Source organism: Croceimicrobium hydrocarbonivorans (genome assembly GCF_014524565.1).
Taxonomy (GTDB): Bacteria; Bacteroidota; Bacteroidia; order Flavobacteriales; family Schleiferiaceae; genus Croceimicrobium; species Croceimicrobium hydrocarbonivorans.
This window is the reverse complement of the sequence record NZ_CP060139.1, coordinates 2,427,452-2,450,625: the sequence shown is the minus strand read 5'-3', so window position 1 is coordinate 2,450,625 and position 23,174 is coordinate 2,427,452. Positions and strand designations below refer to the sequence as shown.

Annotated in this window: 24 protein-coding genes; 14 read left to right on the top strand and 10 right to left on the bottom strand. The window is 44.4% G+C overall.

What is annotated here, in order from left to right:
• Positions 1-3 precede the first annotated feature (3 nt).
• A complete protein-coding gene (gene nadE, locus H4K34_RS10985) occupies positions 4-798 on the top strand; it encodes an NAD(+) synthase (RefSeq protein WP_210757470.1) in 795 nt (264 codons plus the stop codon).
• Positions 799-836: 38 nt separating this feature from the next.
• Positions 837-2,141 carry a ribosome biogenesis GTPase Der gene (gene der / locus H4K34_RS10980; protein WP_210757469.1) on the top strand — a complete coding sequence of 435 codons (1,305 nt, stop codon included), beginning with the start codon at positions 837-839 and terminating at the stop codon, positions 2,139-2,141.
• 3 nt (positions 2,142-2,144) lie between these two features.
• On the opposite strand, the gene H4K34_RS10975 is transcribed toward der, so the two are convergent.
• Entirely contained in the window at positions 2,145-3,683 is a 1,539-nt protein-coding gene (locus H4K34_RS10975; protein WP_210757468.1) for a T9SS type A sorting domain-containing protein, read from the bottom strand.
• Positions 3,684-3,877: 194 nt separating this feature from the next.
• Here H4K34_RS10975 and H4K34_RS10970 point away from each other — a divergent pair, with 194 nt between their 5' ends.
• Entirely contained in the window at positions 3,878-5,440 is a 1,563-nt protein-coding gene (locus H4K34_RS10970) for a hypothetical protein (RefSeq protein WP_210757467.1), read from the top strand.
• Here the strand turns inward: H4K34_RS10970 and H4K34_RS10965 are convergent.
• Together H4K34_RS10965 and gldA are read right to left on the bottom strand one after the other, a co-directional pair.
• A complete protein-coding gene (locus H4K34_RS10965) occupies positions 5,437-6,267 on the bottom strand; it encodes a toxin-antitoxin system YwqK family antitoxin (RefSeq protein WP_210757466.1) in 831 nt (276 codons plus the stop codon). The genes H4K34_RS10970 and H4K34_RS10965 overlap by 4 nt on opposite strands.
• 4 nt (positions 6,268-6,271) lie before the next feature.
• Positions 6,272-7,168 carry a gliding motility-associated ABC transporter ATP-binding subunit GldA gene (gene gldA / locus H4K34_RS10960; protein WP_210757465.1) on the bottom strand — a complete coding sequence of 299 codons (897 nt, stop codon included), beginning with the start codon at positions 7,166-7,168 and terminating at the stop codon, positions 6,272-6,274.
• A gap of 66 nt (positions 7,169-7,234) precedes the next feature.
• Between gldA and rsgA the strand changes: the two genes are divergently transcribed.
• From rsgA to H4K34_RS10910, 10 genes are all read left to right on the top strand, one after another.
• On the top strand, positions 7,235-8,188 hold the full coding sequence (rsgA, locus tag H4K34_RS10955; RefSeq protein WP_210757464.1) for a ribosome small subunit-dependent GTPase A: 954 nt from the start codon (positions 7,235-7,237) through the stop codon (positions 8,186-8,188).
• 6 nt (positions 8,189-8,194) lie between these two features.
• Positions 8,195-8,650 (top strand): D-aminoacyl-tRNA deacylase, encoded by a 456-nt coding sequence (dtd, locus tag H4K34_RS10950; RefSeq protein WP_210757463.1) that lies wholly within the window; start codon positions 8,195-8,197, stop codon positions 8,648-8,650.
• A gap of 60 nt (positions 8,651-8,710) precedes the next feature.
• On the top strand, positions 8,711-10,129 hold the full coding sequence (locus H4K34_RS10945; protein WP_210757462.1) for a T9SS type B sorting domain-containing protein: 1,419 nt from the start codon (positions 8,711-8,713) through the stop codon (positions 10,127-10,129).
• A gap of 7 nt (positions 10,130-10,136) precedes the next feature.
• Positions 10,137-10,466, top strand: a complete 330-nt coding sequence (locus H4K34_RS10940; protein WP_210757461.1) for a nucleotide pyrophosphohydrolase — start codon at positions 10,137-10,139, stop codon at positions 10,464-10,466.
• Between the two features lie 47 nt (positions 10,467-10,513).
• Entirely contained in the window at positions 10,514-10,924 is a 411-nt protein-coding gene (locus H4K34_RS10935) for a 6-pyruvoyl trahydropterin synthase family protein (protein ID WP_210757460.1), read from the top strand.
• Positions 10,925-11,023: 99 nt separating this feature from the next.
• Positions 11,024-11,380, top strand: a complete 357-nt coding sequence (locus H4K34_RS10930) for a four helix bundle protein (protein WP_210757459.1) — start codon at positions 11,024-11,026, stop codon at positions 11,378-11,380.
• Between the two features lie 78 nt (positions 11,381-11,458).
• Positions 11,459-12,331: an ACP S-malonyltransferase gene (gene fabD, locus H4K34_RS10925; RefSeq protein ID WP_210757458.1), complete on the top strand. Its 873-nt coding sequence runs from the start codon at positions 11,459-11,461 to the stop codon at positions 12,329-12,331.
• A gap of 42 nt (positions 12,332-12,373) precedes the next feature.
• Positions 12,374-13,411, top strand: coding sequence for a diphosphomevalonate/mevalonate 3,5-bisphosphate decarboxylase family protein (locus tag H4K34_RS10920; protein WP_210757457.1), 1,038 nt, complete (start codon positions 12,374-12,376; stop codon positions 13,409-13,411).
• Entirely contained in the window at positions 13,411-14,349 is a 939-nt protein-coding gene (locus H4K34_RS10915) for a mevalonate kinase family protein (RefSeq protein ID WP_210757456.1), read from the top strand. The genes H4K34_RS10920 and H4K34_RS10915 overlap by 1 nt, the downstream gene beginning before the upstream one ends.
• The gene (locus H4K34_RS10910; protein ID WP_210757455.1) at positions 14,350-15,231 is read left to right on the top strand and encodes a geranylgeranylglycerol-phosphate geranylgeranyltransferase; all 882 of its coding nucleotides are present in this window, start codon (positions 14,350-14,352) and stop codon (positions 15,229-15,231) included.
• 236 nt (positions 15,232-15,467) lie between these two features.
• Here the strand turns inward: H4K34_RS10910 and H4K34_RS10905 are convergent, their stop codons facing one another.
• From H4K34_RS10905 to H4K34_RS10880, 6 genes are all read right to left on the bottom strand, one after another.
• Positions 15,468-16,349, bottom strand: a complete 882-nt coding sequence (locus H4K34_RS10905) for a T9SS type A sorting domain-containing protein (protein ID WP_210757454.1) — start codon at positions 16,347-16,349, stop codon at positions 15,468-15,470.
• A 112-nt stretch (positions 16,350-16,461) separates the two neighbouring features.
• On the bottom strand, positions 16,462-16,899 hold the full coding sequence (locus tag H4K34_RS10900; RefSeq protein ID WP_210757453.1) for a VOC family protein: 438 nt from the start codon (positions 16,897-16,899) through the stop codon (positions 16,462-16,464).
• Between the two features lie 88 nt (positions 16,900-16,987).
• On the bottom strand, positions 16,988-17,428 hold the full coding sequence (locus H4K34_RS10895; protein ID WP_210757452.1) for a hypothetical protein: 441 nt from the start codon (positions 17,426-17,428) through the stop codon (positions 16,988-16,990).
• Positions 17,425-18,459, bottom strand: coding sequence for an endo-1,4-beta-xylanase (locus H4K34_RS10890; RefSeq protein WP_210757451.1), 1,035 nt, complete (start codon positions 18,457-18,459; stop codon positions 17,425-17,427). The genes H4K34_RS10895 and H4K34_RS10890 overlap by 4 nt, the downstream gene beginning before the upstream one ends.
• Before the next feature lie 54 nt (positions 18,460-18,513).
• Positions 18,514-19,587: a Kelch repeat-containing protein gene (locus H4K34_RS10885; RefSeq protein WP_210757450.1), complete on the bottom strand. Its 1,074-nt coding sequence runs from the start codon at positions 19,585-19,587 to the stop codon at positions 18,514-18,516.
• 29 nt (positions 19,588-19,616) lie between these two features.
• The gene (locus H4K34_RS10880) at positions 19,617-19,961 is read right to left on the bottom strand and encodes a hypothetical protein (protein ID WP_210757449.1); all 345 of its coding nucleotides are present in this window, start codon (positions 19,959-19,961) and stop codon (positions 19,617-19,619) included.
• A 152-nt stretch (positions 19,962-20,113) separates the two neighbouring features.
• On the opposite strand from H4K34_RS10880, the gene H4K34_RS10875 reads away from it, so the two are divergent.
• Positions 20,114-21,505, top strand: a complete 1,392-nt coding sequence (locus H4K34_RS10875; protein WP_210757448.1) for a dipeptidase — start codon at positions 20,114-20,116, stop codon at positions 21,503-21,505.
• A gap of 55 nt (positions 21,506-21,560) precedes the next feature.
• Here the strand turns inward: H4K34_RS10875 and H4K34_RS10870 are convergent, their stop codons facing one another.
• Complete coding sequence (locus H4K34_RS10870) at positions 21,561-23,099, bottom strand: inorganic phosphate transporter (RefSeq protein WP_210757447.1); 1,539 nt, start codon at positions 23,097-23,099, stop codon at positions 21,561-21,563.
• Positions 23,100-23,174: the final 75 nt, after the last annotated feature.

Genomic DNA, 23,174 nt, shown 5'->3' with positions numbered 1-23,174 from the left:
AGCATGAATCGCGCCGCCATCATTGACCATATTGTAAACTGGTTAAAAGCATACACCGAAAAATCGGGCACCAAAGGCTATGTAGTTGGAGTATCGGGAGGAATCGACTCTGCTCTAACCTCCAGTCTGGCTGCCGCAACCGGCTTTCCGGTTACTTTGGTTGAGATGCCTATTTATCAAAGTCCAGATCAGGTAAGTCGTGCTCGCAAGCATATTGAAGAATTGCAAAAGCGCCACTCTAATGTAAGTCGGGTTGAAGTAGACCTCACCCCGGTATTTGATCAGTTTATTGGCTCCCTTCCCAATGTTCCCGGCAGCGAAGCCCGTGAAATGAGTTTGGTGAATTCACGCGCGCGTTTGCGCATGACCACCCTTTACTATTTTGCTGCCTTGGAAAGCAAAATAGTGGTAGGTACCGGCAACAAAGTAGAAGACTTCGGCGTAGGCTTCTATACCAAATATGGTGACGGCGGAGTGGACTTAAGCCCCATTGCTGACCTCTATAAAACTCAGGTTTTCGAATTAGCCGAAGAAATGGGAGTGATTCAGGAAATCTTAGACGCACCTCCTACCGATGGACTGTGGGGCGATGATCGCACCGACGAAGATCAAATCGGCGCCAGCTATCCCGAGCTCGAATGGGCTATGGAACAGCAAAAAGAAGGCAAGAAGCCCGATCACTTCCATGGACGCGAAAAAGAGGTAATAGAAATTTACCAGCGCTACCACCGCAACAATCGCCATAAAATGGAGCCTATTCCGGTTTGCGAAATTCCGGAAGACCTTCTTAGTGACTAAGCCTCAGCTTTAAACTATCTTTGCCCAAAATTTAAGCTTTGGGCAATATTGTAGCCATCGTCGGTAGACCCAATGTTGGGAAGTCTACTCTTTTTAATCGTTTAACCGGTCAACGTAAGGCTATCGTTGATTCTATTGCCGGTGTTACACGTGATCGCTTATACGGCAAAGCCGAATGGGCCGGTCGCAAATTTTCAGTTATCGACACCGGTGGTTATATCATAGGCAGCGACGATGTGTTTGAAGGCGAAATCCGGAAGCAAGTGCAAATTGCCGTAGACGAAGCCAATCTCATTCTCTTTCTGGTAGATGCCGAAGATGGTATAACCGGAATGGATGAAGAAGTAGCCAATCTTTTACGCCGCAGCGAAAAGAAGGTGATGTTGGTGGCCAATAAGGTCGACAATGCCATGCGCCAAACCCAAAGTGCCGAGTTCTACGGTCTGGGCTTAGGAGAAGTACATAATATCTCTGCCATGAATGGTGGGGGTACGGGTGACTTTCTCGACGAGATGATTGCCGCCTTGCCCGAAGACCCTGAAGAGGAAGAATTAGACATTCCCAAAATCGCCGTAATTGGTCGTCCCAATGCCGGTAAATCTTCCTTCATCAATGCCATTACCGGAATTGAGCGCAATATTGTAACGGATGTTGCTGGCACTACCCGCGACTCTATCAATACCCGCTACAACCTCTTTGGCAAAGACTTCCTCTTGGTTGATACCGCAGGATTGCGAAAGAAAAGTAAGGTCCACGAGAACCTTGAGTTTTACTCCGTTCTTCGCTCGGTGCGCGCTATTGAAGATGCGGATGTATGTCTTTTGATTGTAGACGCTGAAAGAGGTTTTGAAGGTCAGGATTTAGCCGTTTTCTCTTTGGCCGAACGTAATAAGAAAGGCATCGTAGTGCTGGTTAATAAATGGGATTTGGTGGAAAAAGACACCCATACCGCCAAGCGCTTCGAAGACAATATCCGCGAAAAAATCGCACCCTTTAGCGATATTCCGATCATCTTCATGTCGGTATTAAACAAACAAAGGATTTACAAGGCCGTAGAAGAAGCCGTAAACGTGTTTGAACGTCGCCAGCAAAAGATCAGCACCAGTAAGCTCAATGATCTGATGCTCCCTATTATTCAGGCTACTCCACCTCCTGCCACCAAAGGCAAATTGATCAAAATTAAGTTCTGTACCCAATTACCAACTCGGGTACCTTCATTTGCCTTTTTTGCCAATTTACCGCAGTACATCAAGGATCCTTACAAGCGCTTTCTCGAAAATCAATTGCGCCAGCACTATGATTTCAACGGTGTGCCCATCCAAATCTTTATGCGTAAAAAATAAGGTCTAGGACTTCTGAAGCTTCAGAAAATAGTAGCGTTCATTAGCCCACACCTTTACCAAATACAATCCGGGAGCCAGGTCATTCAATTGTGCCTTGCTCCCTTTTATTTTTTGGTTTAGGCTTTCGCCTGATAGGCCACTAATGGAAATCAAAGTACCATAACTTAGGCTTACACTTTCATTAGCGGGGTTAGGGAAAAGCACTGGACTGGCTTTAAAGCTTTCTGCCTCTGCAAGCCCTACCCGACTGCGATTATAAGGATCCATTAAATGGGCAATAAACCACATAAAACCCTCTGGCTCATAGCTTCCTCGATGAAAGACCGGACAAGTGCTATTGGGTAATAAACGTGCTGTGCCCGCACTATCCAAGCGCTCCAAATACAAGTCTTCTGCCTCATCGGTTTCGTAGGGATAGCCATAGCCTGGGCGACCCGGACCCGGACAAAAATCAGGAGGAGGATTGGCTGCCGTAAAACTGGTATCCATCCACTCACCCCAGAAGTCGTTCCAGGATTTGCTAGGATCAAAACGACTGCAAGAAACTTTTGCCGATTGATCTTCGGAAGAGAAAAGTGGCCATAGCTCCACTTCGGCACCACTCAACTTACCCCAGGCTTCAATTACTTCACAATAGCGTTCCAAGGTATTGGGGACACACTTAAAATAGTGGGTTACAAAAACCCGATCGGCCAAAGCGGCAATCTCTTGTGCCTGCTGATCCATGGGAACCAAACCACTACTATCAATTTGCAGACTTTCATAGGTCATCACCTTAGCTTCACAAGCATGGCTCAATTGCAATATGCTGCGCATGGCACGCAGTAAATCCTCATGATCATTCAAATGGTCTGCAACCAAACCATTGCGCCACCACCATTCATCTTCCAAAACCAAATGATCGAAGTAATCCTGTGTTTGCAAAGTTTTCCCCGAGCCCATAGCACTGCGCGAAGCAGGGTTGGCAAAGCCAAATGAACAGGCGATTCGGGCAAAAAGCTTCAGCACCTCCGCTTGATACTGTTCTTGAGCATTGGGATTCCGCGGATTCATTACCGCATTCAACTTGCCTACTGAGACCAAGCCTGGTTTCTGATTGGGACAAGCCTCATCGCTTATCGCTTTAAAAAGAAAATTATCAGTCTTTAGATGTTGAAACTCCTGAGCCTTGATTTTACCGGCACTGGGGTTTTGCAAGCCACCGCCCACAGCCGCAATTTGTAGTTTGGGAAAACGACTGCGTAATTGATTAAGTAATACCCGCAATTGGGCTTCTTCCGGATTATCCTGTGGATTATTATCCACTACATAGTGCAAGCCATAAAAGGCTAAAAAACTTAAATCATGACGCTCAATAGTTCCGATTAAATCTTGCAATTGTTGAGAGCTGCCACCGGCCATCTCCTGCACCATATTATCTACACAGGCAACATAGGCACCGCGTGGTAAATCATGCTGCTGCTGATGCGGGGCCGGATGATAAACCTGAGCCTTCAAGCTTAGCGTTGCTATCCAAAACAAAAACAGGACTTTCCTGATCATGCAAAATTGATTTATGGCCTAAAAAAGCGAAACAAAGTACGCCATAATCTCAAGATTTTTCATTTAAAAATTGTGAGTCCATGAGTATGTATATCAATGAAGCTAATTTATATATCACTGAATTTGAAACAACTATAATTAGCCCTCTCTCCCGCTAGAGAAATTGAAATACCTTTGAAGCCTTAATCCTGTTCATGAAAAGCTTACTGCGCAGCCTCAGCTTGCTCCTACTGTTTTTTAGTCCCTTTGTAAATTCTGCTCAAGCGCTCAAAATGCCCATTGAGTGGCTGGAGTTCAGCAATACCTTTGAAGAAAACAGTTTTCAAGCCGCGGCTAAAGGCGACACGAATCATCTTTATCTTCTTTTAGCAGCCGGCGGTCGTATGGACTCCAGCACAGCCCTCGCAAATCAAGAGAAATTGGAGCAAATCTTCCAATCTCTGGACTCTGCTAAATTGGTTCGCAAGAGCACCAAGAAAATTGTCAAAACGGTCTTCAATAGGGTTCACGAAGAAATCTTCTATAAATATGAATCCAACAATCAGTTTTGCGAAATATTCGAAACGGGCTTTTACAACTGTGTTTCTGCCTCGGGTATGTATTCCTACTTTTTTTCACGGCTGGGAATTCCACATATAATGGTTGAAATCCCGGGCCATGTTTACGTTATGGTCATGCACGACGACGAAACCTGGGTTGTAGAAAGCACCGATCCCCGACAAGGTTTCTATGAAATTGAAATGCAAAGTCGGGAGGAATTAATTGAAGAATACTTGGCTCGAAAACTGATCAGCCCCAAGCAATTGAATGATCCAAAACTCGATTCTATTGTAGGCAGCTTCGATGATCGTGAATTTGTGAACCCTAGTCGGTTGGTCGCCATTCAATATCAAAACCAATCACTCTACGACCTTGAAGCAGAGAATTACCACTCAGCCCTTCAAAACCATTTAAAAGCCCGCTTCTTAGCTCCTGATGCCGATTACGAAGAAGCCGCATTCATCATTGGCACCTGGATTGAACAAGAAGATTATAGCAAGCCCTACTATTTCGATCTCTGTCGGGTGAATTGGACTTTCTTTTCTGAAAAGGAAAAGCTCGAAAACCTGGAGGCCTTTGAATACTACTGTGCACGTTATTTAGAAAAGAAAATTGATCGCTCTATTTACGAGGCCTGGTTTGACTTCTTCCAGGAAGCTTACCTCAGCAATGACTCCGCCCTAAAGTACATTCGTGCTAATCGATTTATCACTCTTGGAACCGAGGCTTTTCAAAAAGGAAAGATTTCCGAAACCCTGGAAAACGGCAAGAATTGTTTAGATGAACTTCCAAATGATCAAAGCGGTATCACCTTAGTGATGAGCGGTATCGCCATGAAAATTCAAGCTGGAAAATGGATGGAATCTTCTATTTCAGACAGTCTCCGATCTTACAACCATCATTACCCTTCCTTATTGGAAAATCCAATTTACCGAAACCTGGTGGCTGAAATTTATATTCTGGAGGCGGTAAACCATGTAAACCGCAATCAACTTAGCAGTGCCAAACGCAATTTGGAAGAGTTGGAAGAAACCTTAGGTGGCAGTCTGCCCGAAACTGTTAATGAAGAACGGGTGGCCTTAGCCTATAGCAAAGTGGCGCATTACAGCTTCCGAAGCAGTAAAAGAGAGGCTCAAAATTGGATAGAACGCGGCTTAAAGTATGCCCCAAGCAACTCTCTACTCCTAGGACTTAAAGACTATTATCGTAAAATCTAAAGATTCTCGTAACTCAGCTTAATCGACTTACTTTGGGCTACGCGCAGTTTACCTTTATACATATACTGCACTATTAATTGACCGTCGATTGCCAAAAATTGACTAGGCTCTAGGCTTACCTCTATTTCGCCATTTCCACCTGCCACTGAATTTAACTTGTAGCTCCGGAGTACATCCCCCGATGATTCCGCCCAGCTAATGTCAGACGGTAAAATATAATAAACCGGATCCACCACGCGCTCGGACATCCCAACATTAATGCTCACCACCTTCTGACCATTCACCATCTTTTCACCTTCCTGGATCACAAAGTCTGGGTTCTTCTTCTCATTACCCCGATAATCACGATCTACAAATCCCGGTAGGGGTCTGCCCATTTTAAAGCTAGTTTCCAGCTGTGGATTACCACTTTTAAAGTAGTCTATATAGTCACCATCGTATTCGCCTTTCACATAATCGGCCTGATGCTTAAGCGTTCCATCCTGACGGAATATTTGAGCCTTGCCATCCAGTTTGCCTGCTTTATAATTAGTGCGCTTCCACACTTCTCCTTCCGGATAATAGGCAATGGCCTCCCCTTCCTTCACGCCATTTACAAAGGGGATCACAGTCTTTACCTTGGTTTGAGGATTTACTTCGGTTCTGGTACCGGTATAGGATTTACGCGCTTCCAGTTTAGCCTCTGCCTCCTGAATGCGCTCCATATTTACCTCTTTGGCTTCAACCTGACTAGCACGATCTATAGCTTTGGCAGCTTTGGAAACAGTGCGAACATCGCAAGCAGTAAACAACACCGCTACGACAAAAAGCAGATTAATTTTTCGCATTTGATTAATTGGTTAGTTTTTTAAATACCTCCTCTAAACTGGCGGCGCGTTTTTGAATTTCGAGAACGGCAGCGCCTTGTTCTACGGCAAATTCGAATACCCCGGTCCGTAAATCAATATCCGGTCGACCTTCCAGTAACCATTTGTTGGCCCCCAGCTCCTCCACGTGCTTTATGCCATTGATTTTACGCAGGGCACTTTTACTAAATTCCTTGTCGAATTCTACTTGATAGACCGTCCCTAAAGTGAGTTCCTTTAAGTCAGCAATAGGCCGATCGGCTACAATTTTCCCTTTATTGATAATGATCACCCGATCACAGAGGTATTCCACCTCCTGCATAATGTGGGTACTCAACATCACCGTTTTATTGGCTCCCGCCTCCTTTATCAGTTGGCGAATCTCCACCAATTGGTTTACGTCCAAACCAGTGGTTGGCTCATCTAAAATCAATACTTCCGGCTCATGTAAAAGTGCGGCCGCTAAGCCTACCCTTTGACGATAACCTTTAGAGAGTTGCCCCAGCTTTTTATGCTTCTCAGGCTCCAATCCCACTTTTGTAATCATCGCGTCTACCTGCTCCTTCGAAACCGAATGAATCCCAGCCATAAAATTGAGATACTCCTTTACGTACATCTCAAGATACAAGGGATTATGCTCCGGTAAATAGCCCACTTTTTCGCGCACCGCAATGCTCTCGGACTCTACATTTAATCCACAAAGTTTAGCTTGGCCCTCCGACTGCGGAATATAGCCGGTCAGGATTTTCATCATCGTCGATTTCCCCGCGCCATTCGGGCCTAAAAATCCCACAATCTCCCCTTTCTTAATTTCGAAAGAGACCTCATCCAGAGCCTTCTGTTCGCCGTAAAGCTTAGTTAGCTTAGATACTTCAATCGACATGCTTCAATTTTAGACGCACGAAGGTAAAGCTTTTGCCCAAGGCAGGAGATTCTGCACCTTTGCAAAATGATTGAAGAAGGACTGGTCATAAAATCTACCGGCCTCTGGTATAAGGTGCAAACTGCCAAGGCTCTGCTCGATTGCCGTATTCGCGGGAAAATTCGCTTACAAGGCATTAAGAGCACCAATCCAGTAGCAGTTGGAGATCGAGTATTGGTAGAGGTGAGTGAAACAGAAGAAGGTCATGGAGCAATTACTAAGCTCCTGGATCGTAAAAACTACATCATTCGCAAATCCGTAAACCTCAGCAAGCAAACTCAGATTTTAGCTGCCAATGTAGATCAGGCGCTACTCATCGCCACTTTAGACCAACCCAAAACCCACCTTCGATTTATCGATCGCTTTGCCGTAAGCGCCGAGGCCTACGACATTCCCTTTGTATTGGTCTTTAATAAAACTGACCTCTATACTGATGAGCATTTTGAAGAACTGGAATTCCTGCGCATCGTATATGAGCAAGCCGGTTATACCGTGATGGAATGCTCCGCCCAAAGTGGTGAGGGTTTGGAGGAACTAAACTCCTTACTTCAATCTAAAATTAGCCTGCTCAGCGGTCATTCCGGAGTAGGTAAAAGCAGCCTCATCAATCGCATTGATCCAAATTTAAACCTAAAGACTCGTGCCATCTCTGAAGCGCATGAGCAAGGACAACATACCACCACCTTTGCGGAAATGCACCCCTTAGCAAAGGGTGGCTATATTATTGACACTCCCGGAATTCGCGGCTTCGGTTTGGTAAATATGGAGCCCGCCGAAATGGGTGATTATTTCCCGGAAATTTTTCGCTTAAAAGGCGACTGTAAATTCCACAATTGCCTGCACCAACATGAGCCAGGTTGCGCCGTAAAAGCAGCGGTTGAAGAACATAAGCTGGCCTTTACTCGCTATGAGAGTTACCTGAACTTTATTGAAGGCCAGGAAGACGACGAACCCTATCGTAAGGATATTTACAGCGAATAGAAGCTTATGCGCGCATTAATTCAAAGAGTTCAAAAAGCCTCGGTTCAAGTAGAAGGAGAAATGGTGGGAGCCATCGATAAAGGCCTCCTGATTTTATTGGGAATAGGTCCTGATGATGAAGCCGAAGATCGAGATTGGTTGCTGCAAAAAATCTTAAAACTGCGCATTTTTAATGATGAGCAAGGCCTAATGAACCTCTCGGTTGAAGATGTGCAAGGCAGCCTCTTAGTGGTGAGTCAGTTTACCCTTCACGCCAAGGTTAAAAAGGGCACGCGCCCCAGCTATGCTAAGGCCGCTCCTCCCGATATGGCCAATCAGCTTTATGAAGAATTTCTGGCAGAAGCCCGTAAAATCATCGGCGAAAGCCGGGTTTCGCAAGGACAGTTTGGTGCACATATGGAAGTAGAGCTTATAAATGATGGGCCCGTTACCATCTGGATCGACACAAAAAACAAAGAATAAAGAAGGTTTAATATCGGGCTAACTTCTGTTTGCTTACTTCGCCGCCCAAAACTCCTGCAAATGCGCGCCCTGCTTCTTAGTTTCCTAGCCCTCTGCTCCCTAACCGTTTTTGGTCAGGCAAATGACCTGATGATCACCGAATATGTGGACTGGGATCCCGGCAGTGGATGGGCCATCAAAATTTACAATCCCACCGCCAACCCTATAAACTTAAACGCTTATTATGTTCAGGTTTACAATGGCTCCAATACCAGCTCTACCGGCTCAGTACAACTAGGAGGAATCCTCAATGCCGGAGCAAGCATTATCATCTCCAATGCCGACAATACGGGTTCCAGTGCCGATTTCAAAGCCTGCTCCGATCAGGTGCGCACCAATTTAGGAGGTGTAAATAATGATGATTGTATTGCCATTACCCTGGGCAATACCAACACTTTCGTGGATATGGTGGGCCTCTATGGGGTGGCTGTGAAAAATCAAGTGGCCGGAGTTAATAATGCCTTGAAATGGCAAAAGCTGGTGCGCCTCAATGGGAATTGTACTCGCTATACCTCCACCGATGGCAGCAGTGCTAATAGTTGGCCCTCTAGCGCCTCCGTTTCGGTGACCGGCTGGCAGGTAGATCCTCCCACCTGCTTAAGTAGCGGTTCCAATTTTAGCCCTTTTAGTATTGGTAATACCTTAAACGAGAGCATTTGCCAAGGAGATAGCTTCCTCTTTAATGGTCAGTATTTGAAAAGTCCGGGCACTTATTTCGACACCCTCAGCACAGGAGGAACTTGCGGGCAAATCACCCAATTGCAATTAAGCTTAAAACAAGCTTCATTAGGACAGGTCAGTTTAAGTGCCTGTCGCCAGGATTCCCTCTTTTATAATAATAGCTGGTTCCGAAACGACACCAATTTCATTCACCAAAAACTCAATGCAGGTGCCTGTGATAGTATTATCAATGTCGAAATCCGATTCACCGGACCACAGGCTGATTTTAGCTGGCAATATCCTACCGCCGATTCCTCACAAATCCAGTTTCAGAATTACAGCACGGGTAGTGTAGATGGTGTTCTTTGGGACTTTGGTGATGGAGACAGCACTACCCTCTTCGACCCCCAACACCAATTCGAGGGAGAAGGTCCCTTTAAAGTTAGCCTTTGGGTTTCCGATAGTGAAGGTTGTGGCGACAGCATTTCCTATTGGCTGTACATCCCTGATTCGGAATTAAAGTTGCCGATCATTCCCAATATCTTCAGTCCTAATGGGGATTTCATGAACGACACTTATCATTTTGATATCAATCGGGCCCCTGCTGATTTCGATGTTCGCATTTTTGATCGCTACGGTTTGGAGGTCTTTCACAGCTCTCAAATGGACTTTGCCTGGGATGGAAAATACCAAGGCCAGGCCTGCGGAACAGGAACCTACTTTTTGCAATTGCAATGGGAAGGGGAGATTTATAAAAAATTCCTAAGCTTGCAGCGATAAGATAAGTATGAAAGGAATTACCGAATTACAAGGCCAGGTCGACGAGTGGATTCAAAATCATGGGGTACGCTATTTTAATGAGCTTACCAATATGGCTCAACTTACTGAAGAGGTAGGGGAAGTAGCGCGCATTATTGCCCGTCGCTATGGCGAGCAGAGCGAAAAGGAAAGTGATAAGGCTAAGGATCTGGGAGAAGAGCTAGCCGATGTACTCTTTGTAGTGCTTTGTTTAGCCAATCAAACTGACACGGATTTACAAGCGGCCTTCGATCGAAAAATGGAGGCTAAAACAAAGCGCGATCACGACCGTCATCACAACAATGCCAAATTGAAGTAGAGCGCCTCAGTATTGGCTATCTTTGCAAAAAATTTGACGCGACGATCATGATTTATATCGAGCGGAAGGAGCGTTTTAGCGCTGCTCATCAATTATACAATCCCAATTGGACGGTAGAGCAAAATGATGCGGTATTTGGGAAATGTGCCAACAAGAATTTTCACGGCCATAACTTCACCCTCATTGTAACCGTAAAAGGAGAGATCAACCCCGACACGGGTTTCGTGATGAACCTCGTAGACCTGAAGAAAATCATTCAGGAGCAGGTAATCGAGAAGGTAGACCATGCCAACCTCAACCACGATGTGGACTTCATGCTGGGTAAATTTGCCTCTACAGAAGTTCTAGCCGAAGAATTCTGGAAAATCCTCGAACCCGCCATCGCCGAACATGGCTGTCAACTGCATCGCATTCGCCTGGAAGAGACGATTAATAACGCGGTGGAGTATTTTGGGTGAGAAGAGGCTGGTTATTAGACTTTAGACGATAGACCTTAGACGTTAGAGGTTTCCGGTGGAAGATTCATTAAATTGCCTTCAAACCAAAACCTCTGATCCATGCATAATTATCGTGAGTTAATTCTTTGGCGAAAATCCCGCAGCTTGGTAAAAAAAGTCTATCAGCTATTACCTGAACTTCCTGAAATCGAACGATTCGGCCTTCGAAGCCAAATTGGGCGAGCTGCCATATCAATACCTTCCAATATTGCTGAAGGTGCCGGTAGAAACAGTAATAAAGAATTTGTAAAATTCTTATCCATAGCTCAAGGCTCATCCTATGAGCTTGCTACTCAACTCTATCTAGCAACAGATTTAGGCTATTTCAAAATGACCAGTCTTGAAGAGCTTTTTAGTGATTTGGATGAAATCCAAAAAATAAATCGAACCTTGCAAAACAAATTTCAAACCCTTTAGACAATTCTTAGTTATGAAGATCAATCCATCTAACTTCTAAGATCTATCGTCTAATATCTCATAAACTAACTACTAAACATGAAAGCATACATCTTCCCCGGCCAAGGAGCCCAATTCACCGGAATGGGAAAAGATCTTTATGATGGATCTGAGGCCTCCAAAGCTTTGTTCGAACAAGCGAATGACATTTTAGGCTTCCGCATTACCGATATCATGTTCGAAGGATCGGCTGAGGATTTGAAGGAAACCAAAGTAACGCAGCCTGCGATCTTTTTACATTCGGTAATTCTGGCTAAAAGCCTCAATGACTTTAAACCGGATATGGTAGCGGGTCATTCTTTGGGTGAATTTTCTGCCTTGGTAGCCAATGGAACTTTAGCTTTCGAAGATGCCTTAAAATTGGTTTCAGCTCGGGCCTTAGCCATGCAAGAAGCTTGCGAAGCAGAGCCCAGCACCATGGCTGCCGTTTTAGGATTGGAAGACGCGAAGGTAGAAGAGCTTTGTGCACAAGTAGACGGAATTGTAGTGCCTGCCAATTACAACTGCCCCGGACAATTAGTGATCTCTGGTGCTATTCCCGCGGTTGAGCAAGCTTGTGAGCTGATGAAGGAAGCGGGTGCTAAACGCGCTTTACTCCTACCCGTAGGTGGCGCCTTCCACTCTCCATTAATGAAGCCCGCGGAAGAAAAATTAGCCGCCGCCATTAATGCCACTAAATTCCAAGAGCCTATCTGCCCGGTATATCAAAATGTGAGCACCACCCCTATTAGTGATCCTGCTGTAATCCAAAGCAATTTGATTAAGCAATTAACCGCTCCGGTTAAATGGACCCAAAGCGTTCAGAACATGGTAGCCGATGGAGCCAGCACCTTTATTGAGGTAGGTCCTGGTAAGGTATTACAAGGATTGGTGAAAAAAATTCACCGCGAAGCGGAAACTCAAAGCGCCTGATTGCAGATTAAACCCGAGCTTTAAAGCACAGAATTGAAGTCCATGAATTCGAAGTCCAGCAGTTGGCGTAGCCCCTCGAATATTGCCCTGGTGAAGTACTGGGGAAAATATGAGCCCCAATTACCTGCGAACCCCAGCCTTAGCTTTACACTCAAAGAAAGCTATACCGAAACCAAGCTGGAAATTCAGGAGGAAATCAGTGAGGCAGACTTCGATTTTGAGGTCTATTTAGATTACCGCAAAGCGGATAATTTCAAACCTAAGATTGAGCAATTCTTAAAGCGAATTGAAAGTGAGCTCGACTTCTTGAAAGGACATAAATTCAGCATCCACACCTATAACAGCTTTCCACATAGTAGTGGCATTGCCAGTTCCGCCAGTGGAATGTCGGCCTTAGCCCTTTGTTTATTATCCCTCTCCCCGGAAGGACAAAAACTCAGCGAAAGCGAATTCTACCGCAAGGCCAGCGAATGGGCCCGTTTGGGATCTGGCTCGGCCAGTCGCTCTTTGTTTGGTGGACTGGGCTTATGGGGCAAAACAGAAGGCATTGCCGAAAGTAGTGATGAATATGCCATCCCCTATGCCGGGAAAGTAGACCCCGTTTTCCAGGACTTTAAGGACACTATTTTATTGGTGGAAAAAGGGCAGAAAGCGGTGAGTAGCACTGCCGGACATGGCTTAATGAATGGACATCCATTTGCACAGGAACGCTTTGCACAGGCCCATCGCAATATGGCCAGCCTACAAAGTATATTAGCTAAGGGTGATTTGGAGGCATTTGGTGAATTGGTAGAAAGTGAAGCCCTCACCCTCCACGCCATGATGATGAGCTCTCGTCCTTATTTTTTATTGATGAAGCCCAATACCCTTCAGATCATTGAAGAGATTTGGAATTTCCGCCGCGAAACTCTTAAGCCGCTCTACTTCACTTTAGATGCCGGTGCCAATGTGCATTTACTTTATCCTGCCAGCATCGAACAAGAAGCTTTGGATTTCGTTAACAGCACTATAAAAGGCTATTTAAAAAACGGAGAGTATATTTGCGATCAGGTTGGACCTGGTCCAACGAAGCTGACATAATGAAGAATAACCCGCTTTACTACGCCAAAATCCTTCTCTTCGGAGAGTATGGCATTATAAACGATTCGCAGGGTTTATCGGTTCCTTATAACTATTATCAAGGTGCCTTTAAGCAAGAAGCTGAATTGTCGGAGACCGCCGAGCGCTCAAATCAGAGCTTATGGAAGTTCTTCAATTACCTGGAGGAATTGGAAGCCAGTGGCGATAGTTTAGCCCATTTCGATTTAGAAGCTTTCCGCAAAGATTTAGAAGCCAATTACTATTTCGACAGCAGTATCCCGGAAGGATATGGAGTAGGAAGTAGTGGGGCATTATGTGCCGCGATTTACGATCGTTATGCCTTAAACCGCATCGATCCGGAAGCGGATATCAGCAAAGAAAACATTCAGCAGCTTAAGCAGATTCTAGGTCAGATGGAGTCCTACTTCCACGGAAGAAGCAGCGGACTCGATCCTCTTATTTGCTACCTCAAATTACCCGTATTAATTCAGTCGAAAGACGAATTAGGCACGGTGCATATCCCTGAAAGACAAGAAGGCAAAGGAGCCATTTTCTTATTGAATAGTGGTCAGCCTGGTGAAACCCAACCCATGGTAAACATCTTTATGGATAAGATGAAAAATGAGGGTTTCAGAAAAGTAATGAAAGAGCAGTTTACCAAGTACAATGATGCTTGTATTGCTGCTTTCCTGAAAGGAGACACCAAGCCTCTTTTCAATAATCTCAAGAAATTGAGCCATTTGGTTTTTGAAAACTTCAGCCCGATGATTCCTCACAGTATGAAGGAATTATGGCAACAAGGGATCGAAACCAATGCCTATTACCTTAAGCTTTGTGGCAGCGGAGGCGGTGGTTTTGTATTAGGCTTTACGCCTGATTACGACCAGGCCAAAACTTTGCTTAAAGGCTACGAAACCGAATTGATATACCGTCTGTAAATGGCGCTGCGCCGGAGAGACAAGATCCTAATCTTTAAGCTCTCCGCACTGCTTTCCCTGGTGCGGTGGTATAATATTTTCTTTTTAGCCCTCGCCCAGTATTTAGCGGTCATCTTTGTTCTGAACGATCCCCATAATTGGTTGGCTTTAGTTCTGGATTTTAAGGTCCATGCCATTGTATTTGCCTCCCTCTTTTCAGTGGCCGGAGGTTATATCATCAATAACTTTTACGACCTCGAGAAGGATCTCATCAATAGGCCCGACAAAACCCTTTATGAGAAAATCCTCAAGCAGAGTACCACTCTGCGCCTGTATTTCCTCTTTGCCATCAGCGGTAGCTTACTGGGATCATTGGTGAGTTTTAATGTATTTCTCTTTTTCGCGGCCTTTAATTTTGCACTCTGGTTCTATTCCCATAAACTGAAGAAGATCACCTTCATTGGCAATATGATGGCCGCCCTATTGAGCATCACTCCCTTCTTTGCCATCTTCCTCTATTTCCATCTTGAAGATTTAGTGATTCTCACCTATGTGAGTTTTGTGCTCCTGGTCATTTTCATTCGTGAGATTATCAAAGACCTGGAAGCCCTAAAAGGCGATATAATACTTGGCTACCCCACCCTGCCCGTAACTTTGGGATTGCGCAAAACCAAATGGCTGGTAGCCGTATTCACCCTGGCAGGATTAATTCCCGCCGGAGCCATATTCTATAAGGTGGGCTTAAATGGTATTGGCTACTACCTTGCTTTGGGCCTGGCCGGTCTGTTTTTTAGTGCGGGTCTTCTGGCTTTCGCCGAAAAGAAGGAGCACTTCCATTACCTCAACCATCTATACAGACTGCTGATTATTGGGGGTATTGTAAGCTTGATATGGTTGGGGTAGATTGAAGAGATGCAATTTCTTTAATCTAGGGTGTCAGACAAAATTGATCAAGGTTCAAGATTTCTTTATTTAAGAAATTGGCCAAAAACTTAAATAAGGAGATCGGGTATTAAAAAAATACTCTGAAATTTTAATTAGAGTGAAAGGCATTAAAAATTTACCAGACATTTTTTAATCCGAAAAATTCAGTCCGAAACTAGATACTCAATAAAACACCTTACCAAAAACCCGGCCTATCAGTTCTGCAATACAAGTCTCTCACTAAAGATTTCTCTGGCTGTGTTCACTTGTAACCAGTACAAACCATTCGTATAAGCTCCTAAGTCAAGTTGCATGGGTAAATGATCTAAGGATAGGACAGTCCTACCAGCGGCACTAATCAATTTAAAACTCCTAACATCTTCCAAGTTGCTCTCGATAAACAAAACACCGGAACTTGGATTAGGATATATCTTAAAGTGATCTGCCAATCTTAATTCCTTCTCGCTCAATGGGTTCACCGTAATGTAATAATAGGGTGCCCCCACGGCACTACAGCCAACTGTATCCCAAACCGTAGCATAGTAGGCAATGCTATGACTGGGTTTAGTCCAAAAGCCATTCGCCAAGGTAGAGTCTACCAAACCATGATTTGGCCGCCACAGGTAGCTGAGAGGCCCGGTTCCTCCGCTAATATTCGATCCAAAATTCAGGAAAATCGAGTCCCCTTCCTGAATGCTGGCATGGATGGTCCCCAAAGTGCTTACAAAGGAGGACAAATAAACTTGAACGGAATCTCGGCAAGTATTTCCAAGTGAATCACTGATGGTCAGAAAAAACTGCATGGAGTCGAGGGCAGCCGTGTATTTGGGATTGGCAGATGTAGTATCATCTAAAACATCAGAAGCCCAAAGCTCAATGGTGGTAGAGCCCAATTGTTGAAAATAATGTGCCTCCCAGGTATAAGTAAGGGAGCCCACTGTATTCTGAAGGTTAATTTGACTACCCAAGTCCAGCGTGTCATTACCTTGAAACGTGCCACAGGCATAAAGGTCCGGACCTAAATCCAGCATACATTGGGCCTGTCCACTAATGCAAGCAGCCATCACTATATAAGCAGAGAGAATAATTTTTTTCATAGGGGCATAAATAAAGGCTGAAGGGCAATACCCAGTCAGAGGTAAATACAGATGCCTGAAGTTAACCAATTTTAAATCAATGAAAAACAGCCCCTTAAAACCCTTCTCCTAATTATCTAGCAATCTCCGCATTAAAACCGACCATCCAGTTAATTCCGAATTGATCTACACACATCCCAAAATAATCCCCCCAAAAGGTATCATTCATGGGCATAATTACCTGACCTCCTACTGCCAAATCATTGAAATACTGGTCGGCCTTAGCACGACTATCAGTACTTACAGAAATAGAGAAATTATTCCCTGTCTGAAAATTTGCCGCCCATTCTCCACCGGTATCACTCCCCATTAGCATGGTTTCCTTACTGATAGGCAAACCCACGTGCATAATTCGGTTTCCTTCTTCCTCCGGCATTTGATTTCCTTCATCAGAGGGCATCTCATTGAAACGGGAAAACATAGCGAATTCACCTCCAAAAATGGAACGGTAAAAATTAAAGGCCTCTTCGCAATTGCCATTAAAAGTGAGGTATACATTTACGGTGGTCATATTGGATATATTTAGGTTACTACAGTCTTTGAAATGTAAGCAATAGAGCTAGCGGAAAGATTAAGGGAAAAGTAATTTTTCCGATTATTCACCAATTATAAGCCAGGCCTAAACTGGTGCGAAATATTCCTCCGTCAAATTGACGATTTACATAGGGTCCCACTTCAAAGAGGACTTGAAAGTTTCGATGAGCTGCCCAGGGTTTAATGCGTACTCCGGAGGCTAATACATAGCCATTCGTAAATTCCAAATCTGAAGCTCCGGCAAAGGGAGCAAAATTCCAACCTAGTCCGCTGTAATAATTCACCCAATCACTCCGCTTCCAATTCCACATCAAATCCAATTCTGAATTTAGATTGCCGTAAAAACTATTGGATTCAATTCGAATATCAGCCCAGATAAGTTTCTCCGTATCGGTAGCGATACTCAAAGTAGATTGAAAAGGATAATAGCCCACCGAAACTTGAGCCCAAGCCTTTTGAACCATTAGCATCATAAAAAGGACTAAGATTAAAGTTCGCAGCTTCATAAACTTTCTTTCATTTTACAATAGGCAGCTTTCGCTTGATAATTCCCATCAAAGAGTAATGGATAATCCTTTCGATTAAAGGCGCTGGGAATCCAACTATCCGCATCACTTAATCCCCAAAACGTGATTCCATAGCGTTGGGAGTTTTCTATCTGCTTATACAAGCTAATTACCGCAGCTAGCTTTTGCGCCTGGCGTTCCCAGATTTCAGCGCCAGCTTGAAAGTCGCCCCCATAAGGGTTTACCGAAATATCCAGTTCAGATATATGCACCAAAAAACCAGCTTTCGAAAAATCTTGAAAGGCTGATTCAATCACTCTATTCTCAGGAAAGGCTATTGAAATATGCATTTGCAATCCTATGCCATCAAGGGCAAGGCCGCGCTGCTTCAAATTCTTCAGCAAGCTTAAAACAGCTGCTCTTTTCTTGGGATTTATAGCCAGGTTAAAATCATTGTAGAACAAGAGCGCATCCGGATCCGCCTCATGGGCATAGCGAAAAGCCTTTTCAATATAAGCGGCCCCTAAATGCTGCTTCCAAATAGAATTGCGCAAGGTTCCATCTTCATTAAAAGCCTCATTTACCACATCCCAAGCCCGAACCTTTCCTTTGAAATGCCTACAAATACTTTGAATATGATCCTTAAACATTGCTTCCCATTCGGCTGTGGTACCTTCAAATTCTTCCATCCAAGGTGGAAGTTGTTGATGCCAAATTAAGGTATGACCATGCAGGCTTTTATGCTCCTTTTGGCAATAGCTAAGCAGGCTATCCACCTCAGACCAATGGTAATAATTAGGCTGGGGATGAATGTGCTCAGGCTTCATTATGTTTTCAGGGCTAAGCTGGTTAAACTGCTGCCCTAATAACTGAGCATAGGTCGGATTATAATCCAGCTTATTTAGATCGACGGCACAGCCAATTGGAAAATCGGATAACTGATACAAAGCGGGCTGCAAAGCGCAAGATTCAGTTTGCTTGGGTTTACAGGCAACCGCCAATATCAACAGTATCAGAAGCTTTCGGTACAATCGCGTTTATTTGATAAAGGGAAGATAAGCCTTCGCTTAGGATTTCAAAAAATCTTAGGGGCACCAATGCTTTTCACTACTACCATCAGAGTAAAGCCAAATTTGAATACCCTTCGCTTCCTCCGAAATAGGTCTTCCCAAAAGATCTACTATTTGAAGAAGCTTTCGATTTCCTTTAGACTTATTTTCCGCTAGTCCCAACTGAGCCTCAAAAAGCCAGGTTTCTTTAGACCATTGCCCTCCTGAAATAATCCCGGTGCAGTAAATAAATTTACCTTCCGTGCTAATTGCCATGCCGCCCTTGCGAGCTGCACCTGGAATAGCATTAAGGTTCTGCCAGCTTTGACTGAGGCTATCGTATATCTGCAAATCGGAATAATAATTTCCCGCACTATCGATGCCAAAACCTGCATATAACTCAGCCCCTATCCTCTGCAAAGAGGCATGCGAACGACCCGATCCCATAAAGTTGGATAAATGGGTCCATTGATCCCTTTGTGGATGATAAGAGTAAAAGCCTTTTTGAAATTCATCCTGCTCATTACGACCAAACAACAAATAGCCACTTCCATTAAATGCCGTGGCTGAGGCCGCCCAGCGAGCGCCAAATGGAAAATCCTGCAATTGATGCCAGGTGTCTGAACTTATAGCATAAGCCCATACTTCTGCTAAAGCATAATTCGAATCATTCTTACCCCCCACAAAATAGGCTGTATCACCAAGTCGAAAACAAGCCATCCCCGATCTTCCTGAATCGGGCATGGGACTTAATTCTGTCCATTGATCTAATTGAGGATCGTAGCGCCAAAGGTCATTTAAGAAGTTCTGACCATTGTAACCGCCAAACAAATATCCATGACTCTTGGTACTAAAAGCAGCGGCATAATGTCGCTCTTTTCCTGCAGGCAAAGCAGCAATTGGGAACCATTGATAATTCTGTAAATCCAAACCAAAGAAATTGGCGCGTGGAGCCCACCAGGATGTTAAGCCTGCACCAAAATAAGCGGAATCGCCAATGCTAAATGCCGAAGCATCATCCACCGCAATACCCGGATAATCCGCCAGAGACTGCCAATTTTGGGCTCTTAGACCTGGTAATAAAAGAAGGAGAATAAGCAAAGTACGCATGGCAAGAATCAAACGAAAGGCCTTTGTACTTATTGGACTAAGGATCTAAATCCCTCCAAATCTCTGGGTAGCTCCTCGGAGCTTAACAATTGACCTAAAGCCCCGCAAGTTTCGACATAATCAACCGGGCAGTCTAAAAAATAAAAAGGAATTTGAGCAGTCTTCTTCCGCTTTAAAATAGCTTGGGCACTTTGCTTTCCGTGACTGGCTTTGGCCGCCATATTAACTAGAACTAAATCGGGCTCAAGCAGAGCCACATCCCTATAGGCCTGTGCACCATCCTGATTTTCACAATGAAATTCCAATCCGGCTATTTGATCAATCTGCCTTGCCCATTTCTGCTCTGAAGAAAAGTCGATTAAGAAAACTCTCATACCATTTTAAGCTCTTTTGCTTTGAAGAATTGTGAAGATCGAAATTAAATCGCAGGCCAAATTCATCATCAAAAAAATAAAAGCCCAAAGCTTATTAAGGGGCTTTTAGCTAATTCTCAAATGAGCCTTACCTTTACACAAATCCTTATTTAATGTCCTCTCAAAAAGAATACCTTGAGCAGAATAAAGAGCGCTTTGTAGAAGAGCTTTTTGAATTACTGCGCATTCCCAGTATTTCGGCCGATAGTGCCTATAAAAATGATGTTTTAAAAACTGCTGATGCGGTGGCGGAAAGCCTTCGTAAAGCAGGTGCCGAGAACGTTGAAATTTGTGAGACCCCCGGCTATCCCATCGTTTATGCTGATAAAATTGTAGACCCTTCTTTACCCACGGTATTGGTATATGGCCACTACGATGTACAACCACCCGATCCTCTGGATTTATGGACTACCGAGCCTTTTGAGCCAGTAATTCGCAAAACCGAAATTCACCCCGATGGAGCCATTTTTGCCCGCGGTGCCTGTGATGATAAGGGCCAAATGTTTATGCATGTAAAAGCTCTGGAAGTAATGAACCAGACTGGAACCTTAGCTTGCAATGTAAAGTTCATGATTGAAGGGGAAGAAGAAGTAGGTTCCGAAAATTTAGGTTGGTTCGTAAGTCGCAATCAAGAGAAATTAGCCGCTGATGTGATCCTGATTTCGGATACCGGAATGATCGCTAACGACAGTCCTAGCATTACTACCGGCCTGCGTGGTTTAAGCTATGTGGAGGTAAAAGTTACCGGACCCAATCGCGATTTACACTCCGGACTTTACGGTGGTGCGGTGGCCAACCCCATCAACGTTTTGACCAATATGATTGCCAGCCTGCAGGATGACAATAAGCATATCACCATTCCGGGTTTCTACGAAGATGTTCAGGAACTTAGTGATGCCGAAAGAGAAGCAATGGCTAAGGCCCCCTTCAATTTGGATAATTACAAAAAGGCCCTTGATCTTAGCGATGTTGATGGCGAATTAGGTTACAGCACCATGGAACGTGCTTCTATCCGCCCAACCTTAGATGTTAATGGTATTTGGGGAGGCTATCAGGGTGAAGGTGCCAAAACGGTAATTCCATCTTGGGCTAAAGCCAAAATTTCCATGCGTCTGGTACCTCATCAAGAACCCGGGAAAATCACTGAGCTTTTCCAAAAGCATTTTGAAGCGATTGCCCCTAAGTCTGTGAAGGTGGAAGTGACCCCTCATCACGGTGGATTGCCTTATGTTTCGCCAACCGACGATCCGGGCTATAGAGCTGCAAGCAAAGCCATGGAAGATAGTTTTGGAAAAACTCCTGTGCCCGTGCGCAGTGGTGGCAGTATTCCTATTGTGGCCTTATTTGAAAAGGAATTAGGCCTTAAAAGTATCCTGATGGGCTTTGGTTTGGATAGCGACGCTATTCACTCGCCTAATGAGCACTATGGCTTATTCAACTACTACAAGGGAATCGAAACCATCCCTCATTTCTTTAAGCATTTTGCTGCGCTGAAAAGCGAATAATAGAAATACAAAAGTCTACTGAAACCGCCGGTCCGAAAGGGCTTGGCGGTTTTTTTTATTTCTTACGACGGTTACTGTGCAATAAGGCGGCTAACGCCACTAGAAACAATCCCACGGCCACCCAATTTCCGCCCATATTGATTAAGAGGGCAATCAGTGCCGAAGCAACAAAAGCCACAATAGCGGTAAGGAACCAACCTCCAATTACATTCACTACTCCAGCCACTCGATAAGGAGCGCTGCCTGCACCCCAGGCCCGATCCGCCAAACTTGCTCCCATAGCCACCATAAAGGAAACATAGGTAGTAGAAAGAGGCAGCTTTAAGCTGGATGCGAATGCAATTAAGATACTGGCAATAACCAAGTTTACGGCAGCCCTTAGCAAGTCAAAGGCAGGACGATCCTTCTCAGTAACTTCTTCAAACTTAAAGCGTGCGTCAATTCTTTCTAAGGCACGATTGGGAACCACAGCAGTAAAGAAATTGGAAAAACCAGTGGCCACCGAAATAATTCCGCTGGAAATCATATTGGGCTTAAAACGCTCATCTACGGCACCCTGTGATCCTAATTTCACGGAGGTATCGGTAACCTTTCTTGCTTTCGCTGAAAACCAGAGGGTAACCACCATAATTAAGCCGGCGATAAAAAGTAATTCTTTTGGAGTTTGCACCGCTTCGGCTAATGAGCTCATACTAAAAGCCTCCGCCGCTAAACCAGAGTCTTGCCACATATTGTAGGATTGATAGCCGGTAATAGGCACCCCAATAAAATTCACCAAATCGTTACCCGCAAAAGCCATTGCCAAAGCAAAGGTTCCGGCCAATACTACAATTTTAAGTGGGTTCACATCGAACAGACGTTGCAAGGCAAATAATACAATCGTGCTGAAGAGGAAAGAGCCCGCCACAATTACCAATGCATTCTTCATGAAAAAGGCGCTGATATCTCCACCGAACTGAGCTCCTTTAATTCCTTTGATTACCAAGAAGTATATGATTATGGTCATACAGATTCCGGCAAAGAGAGCCCCGTATTTTTTTACACCCCGACGAATATTGAAGGTAAACCACAGGCGGGAAACCCATTGTGATAAGGCCCCTACGCTAAAGGCGACCCCTATAGATATAAATATCCCGGCTATAATCTGGCCTGCCTTGCTGGTATTGATCAAGTCCAGTAATTCCAGTTCTTGATGCTCACCACGACGCAACATCAACCAACCTACCATTACACTGGCCCCCAATAATTCGAAAACTATGGAAACCGTGGTACTGGTGGGCATACCAAAGCTATTGAAGGCATCCAATAAGATGATATCGGTAATCATCACCGCCATGAAGATGATCATCACATCCGCAAAACTGAAAAAACTAGGATTGAAGATTCCCTTTCGGGCCACCTCCATCATACCACTCGAAAATGCGGCTCCGGCAAAAACCCCCGCTGCGGCTATGATTAATATCGTTCTTTGCGTGGCTACACGAGAGCCAATTGCAGAAGTCAAGAAGTTCACAGCATCGTTACTAACCCCTACTACCAGATCTCCAATGGCCAGAATGAGAAGGGCAATGACAAGAATTAAGTATATGTCCATAAGGATATGCCGTGCATCTTAGATTGTTTGCAAATTTTGAATTCTAATGTTATCTCCAAGTTAAGAGAGCAAAAG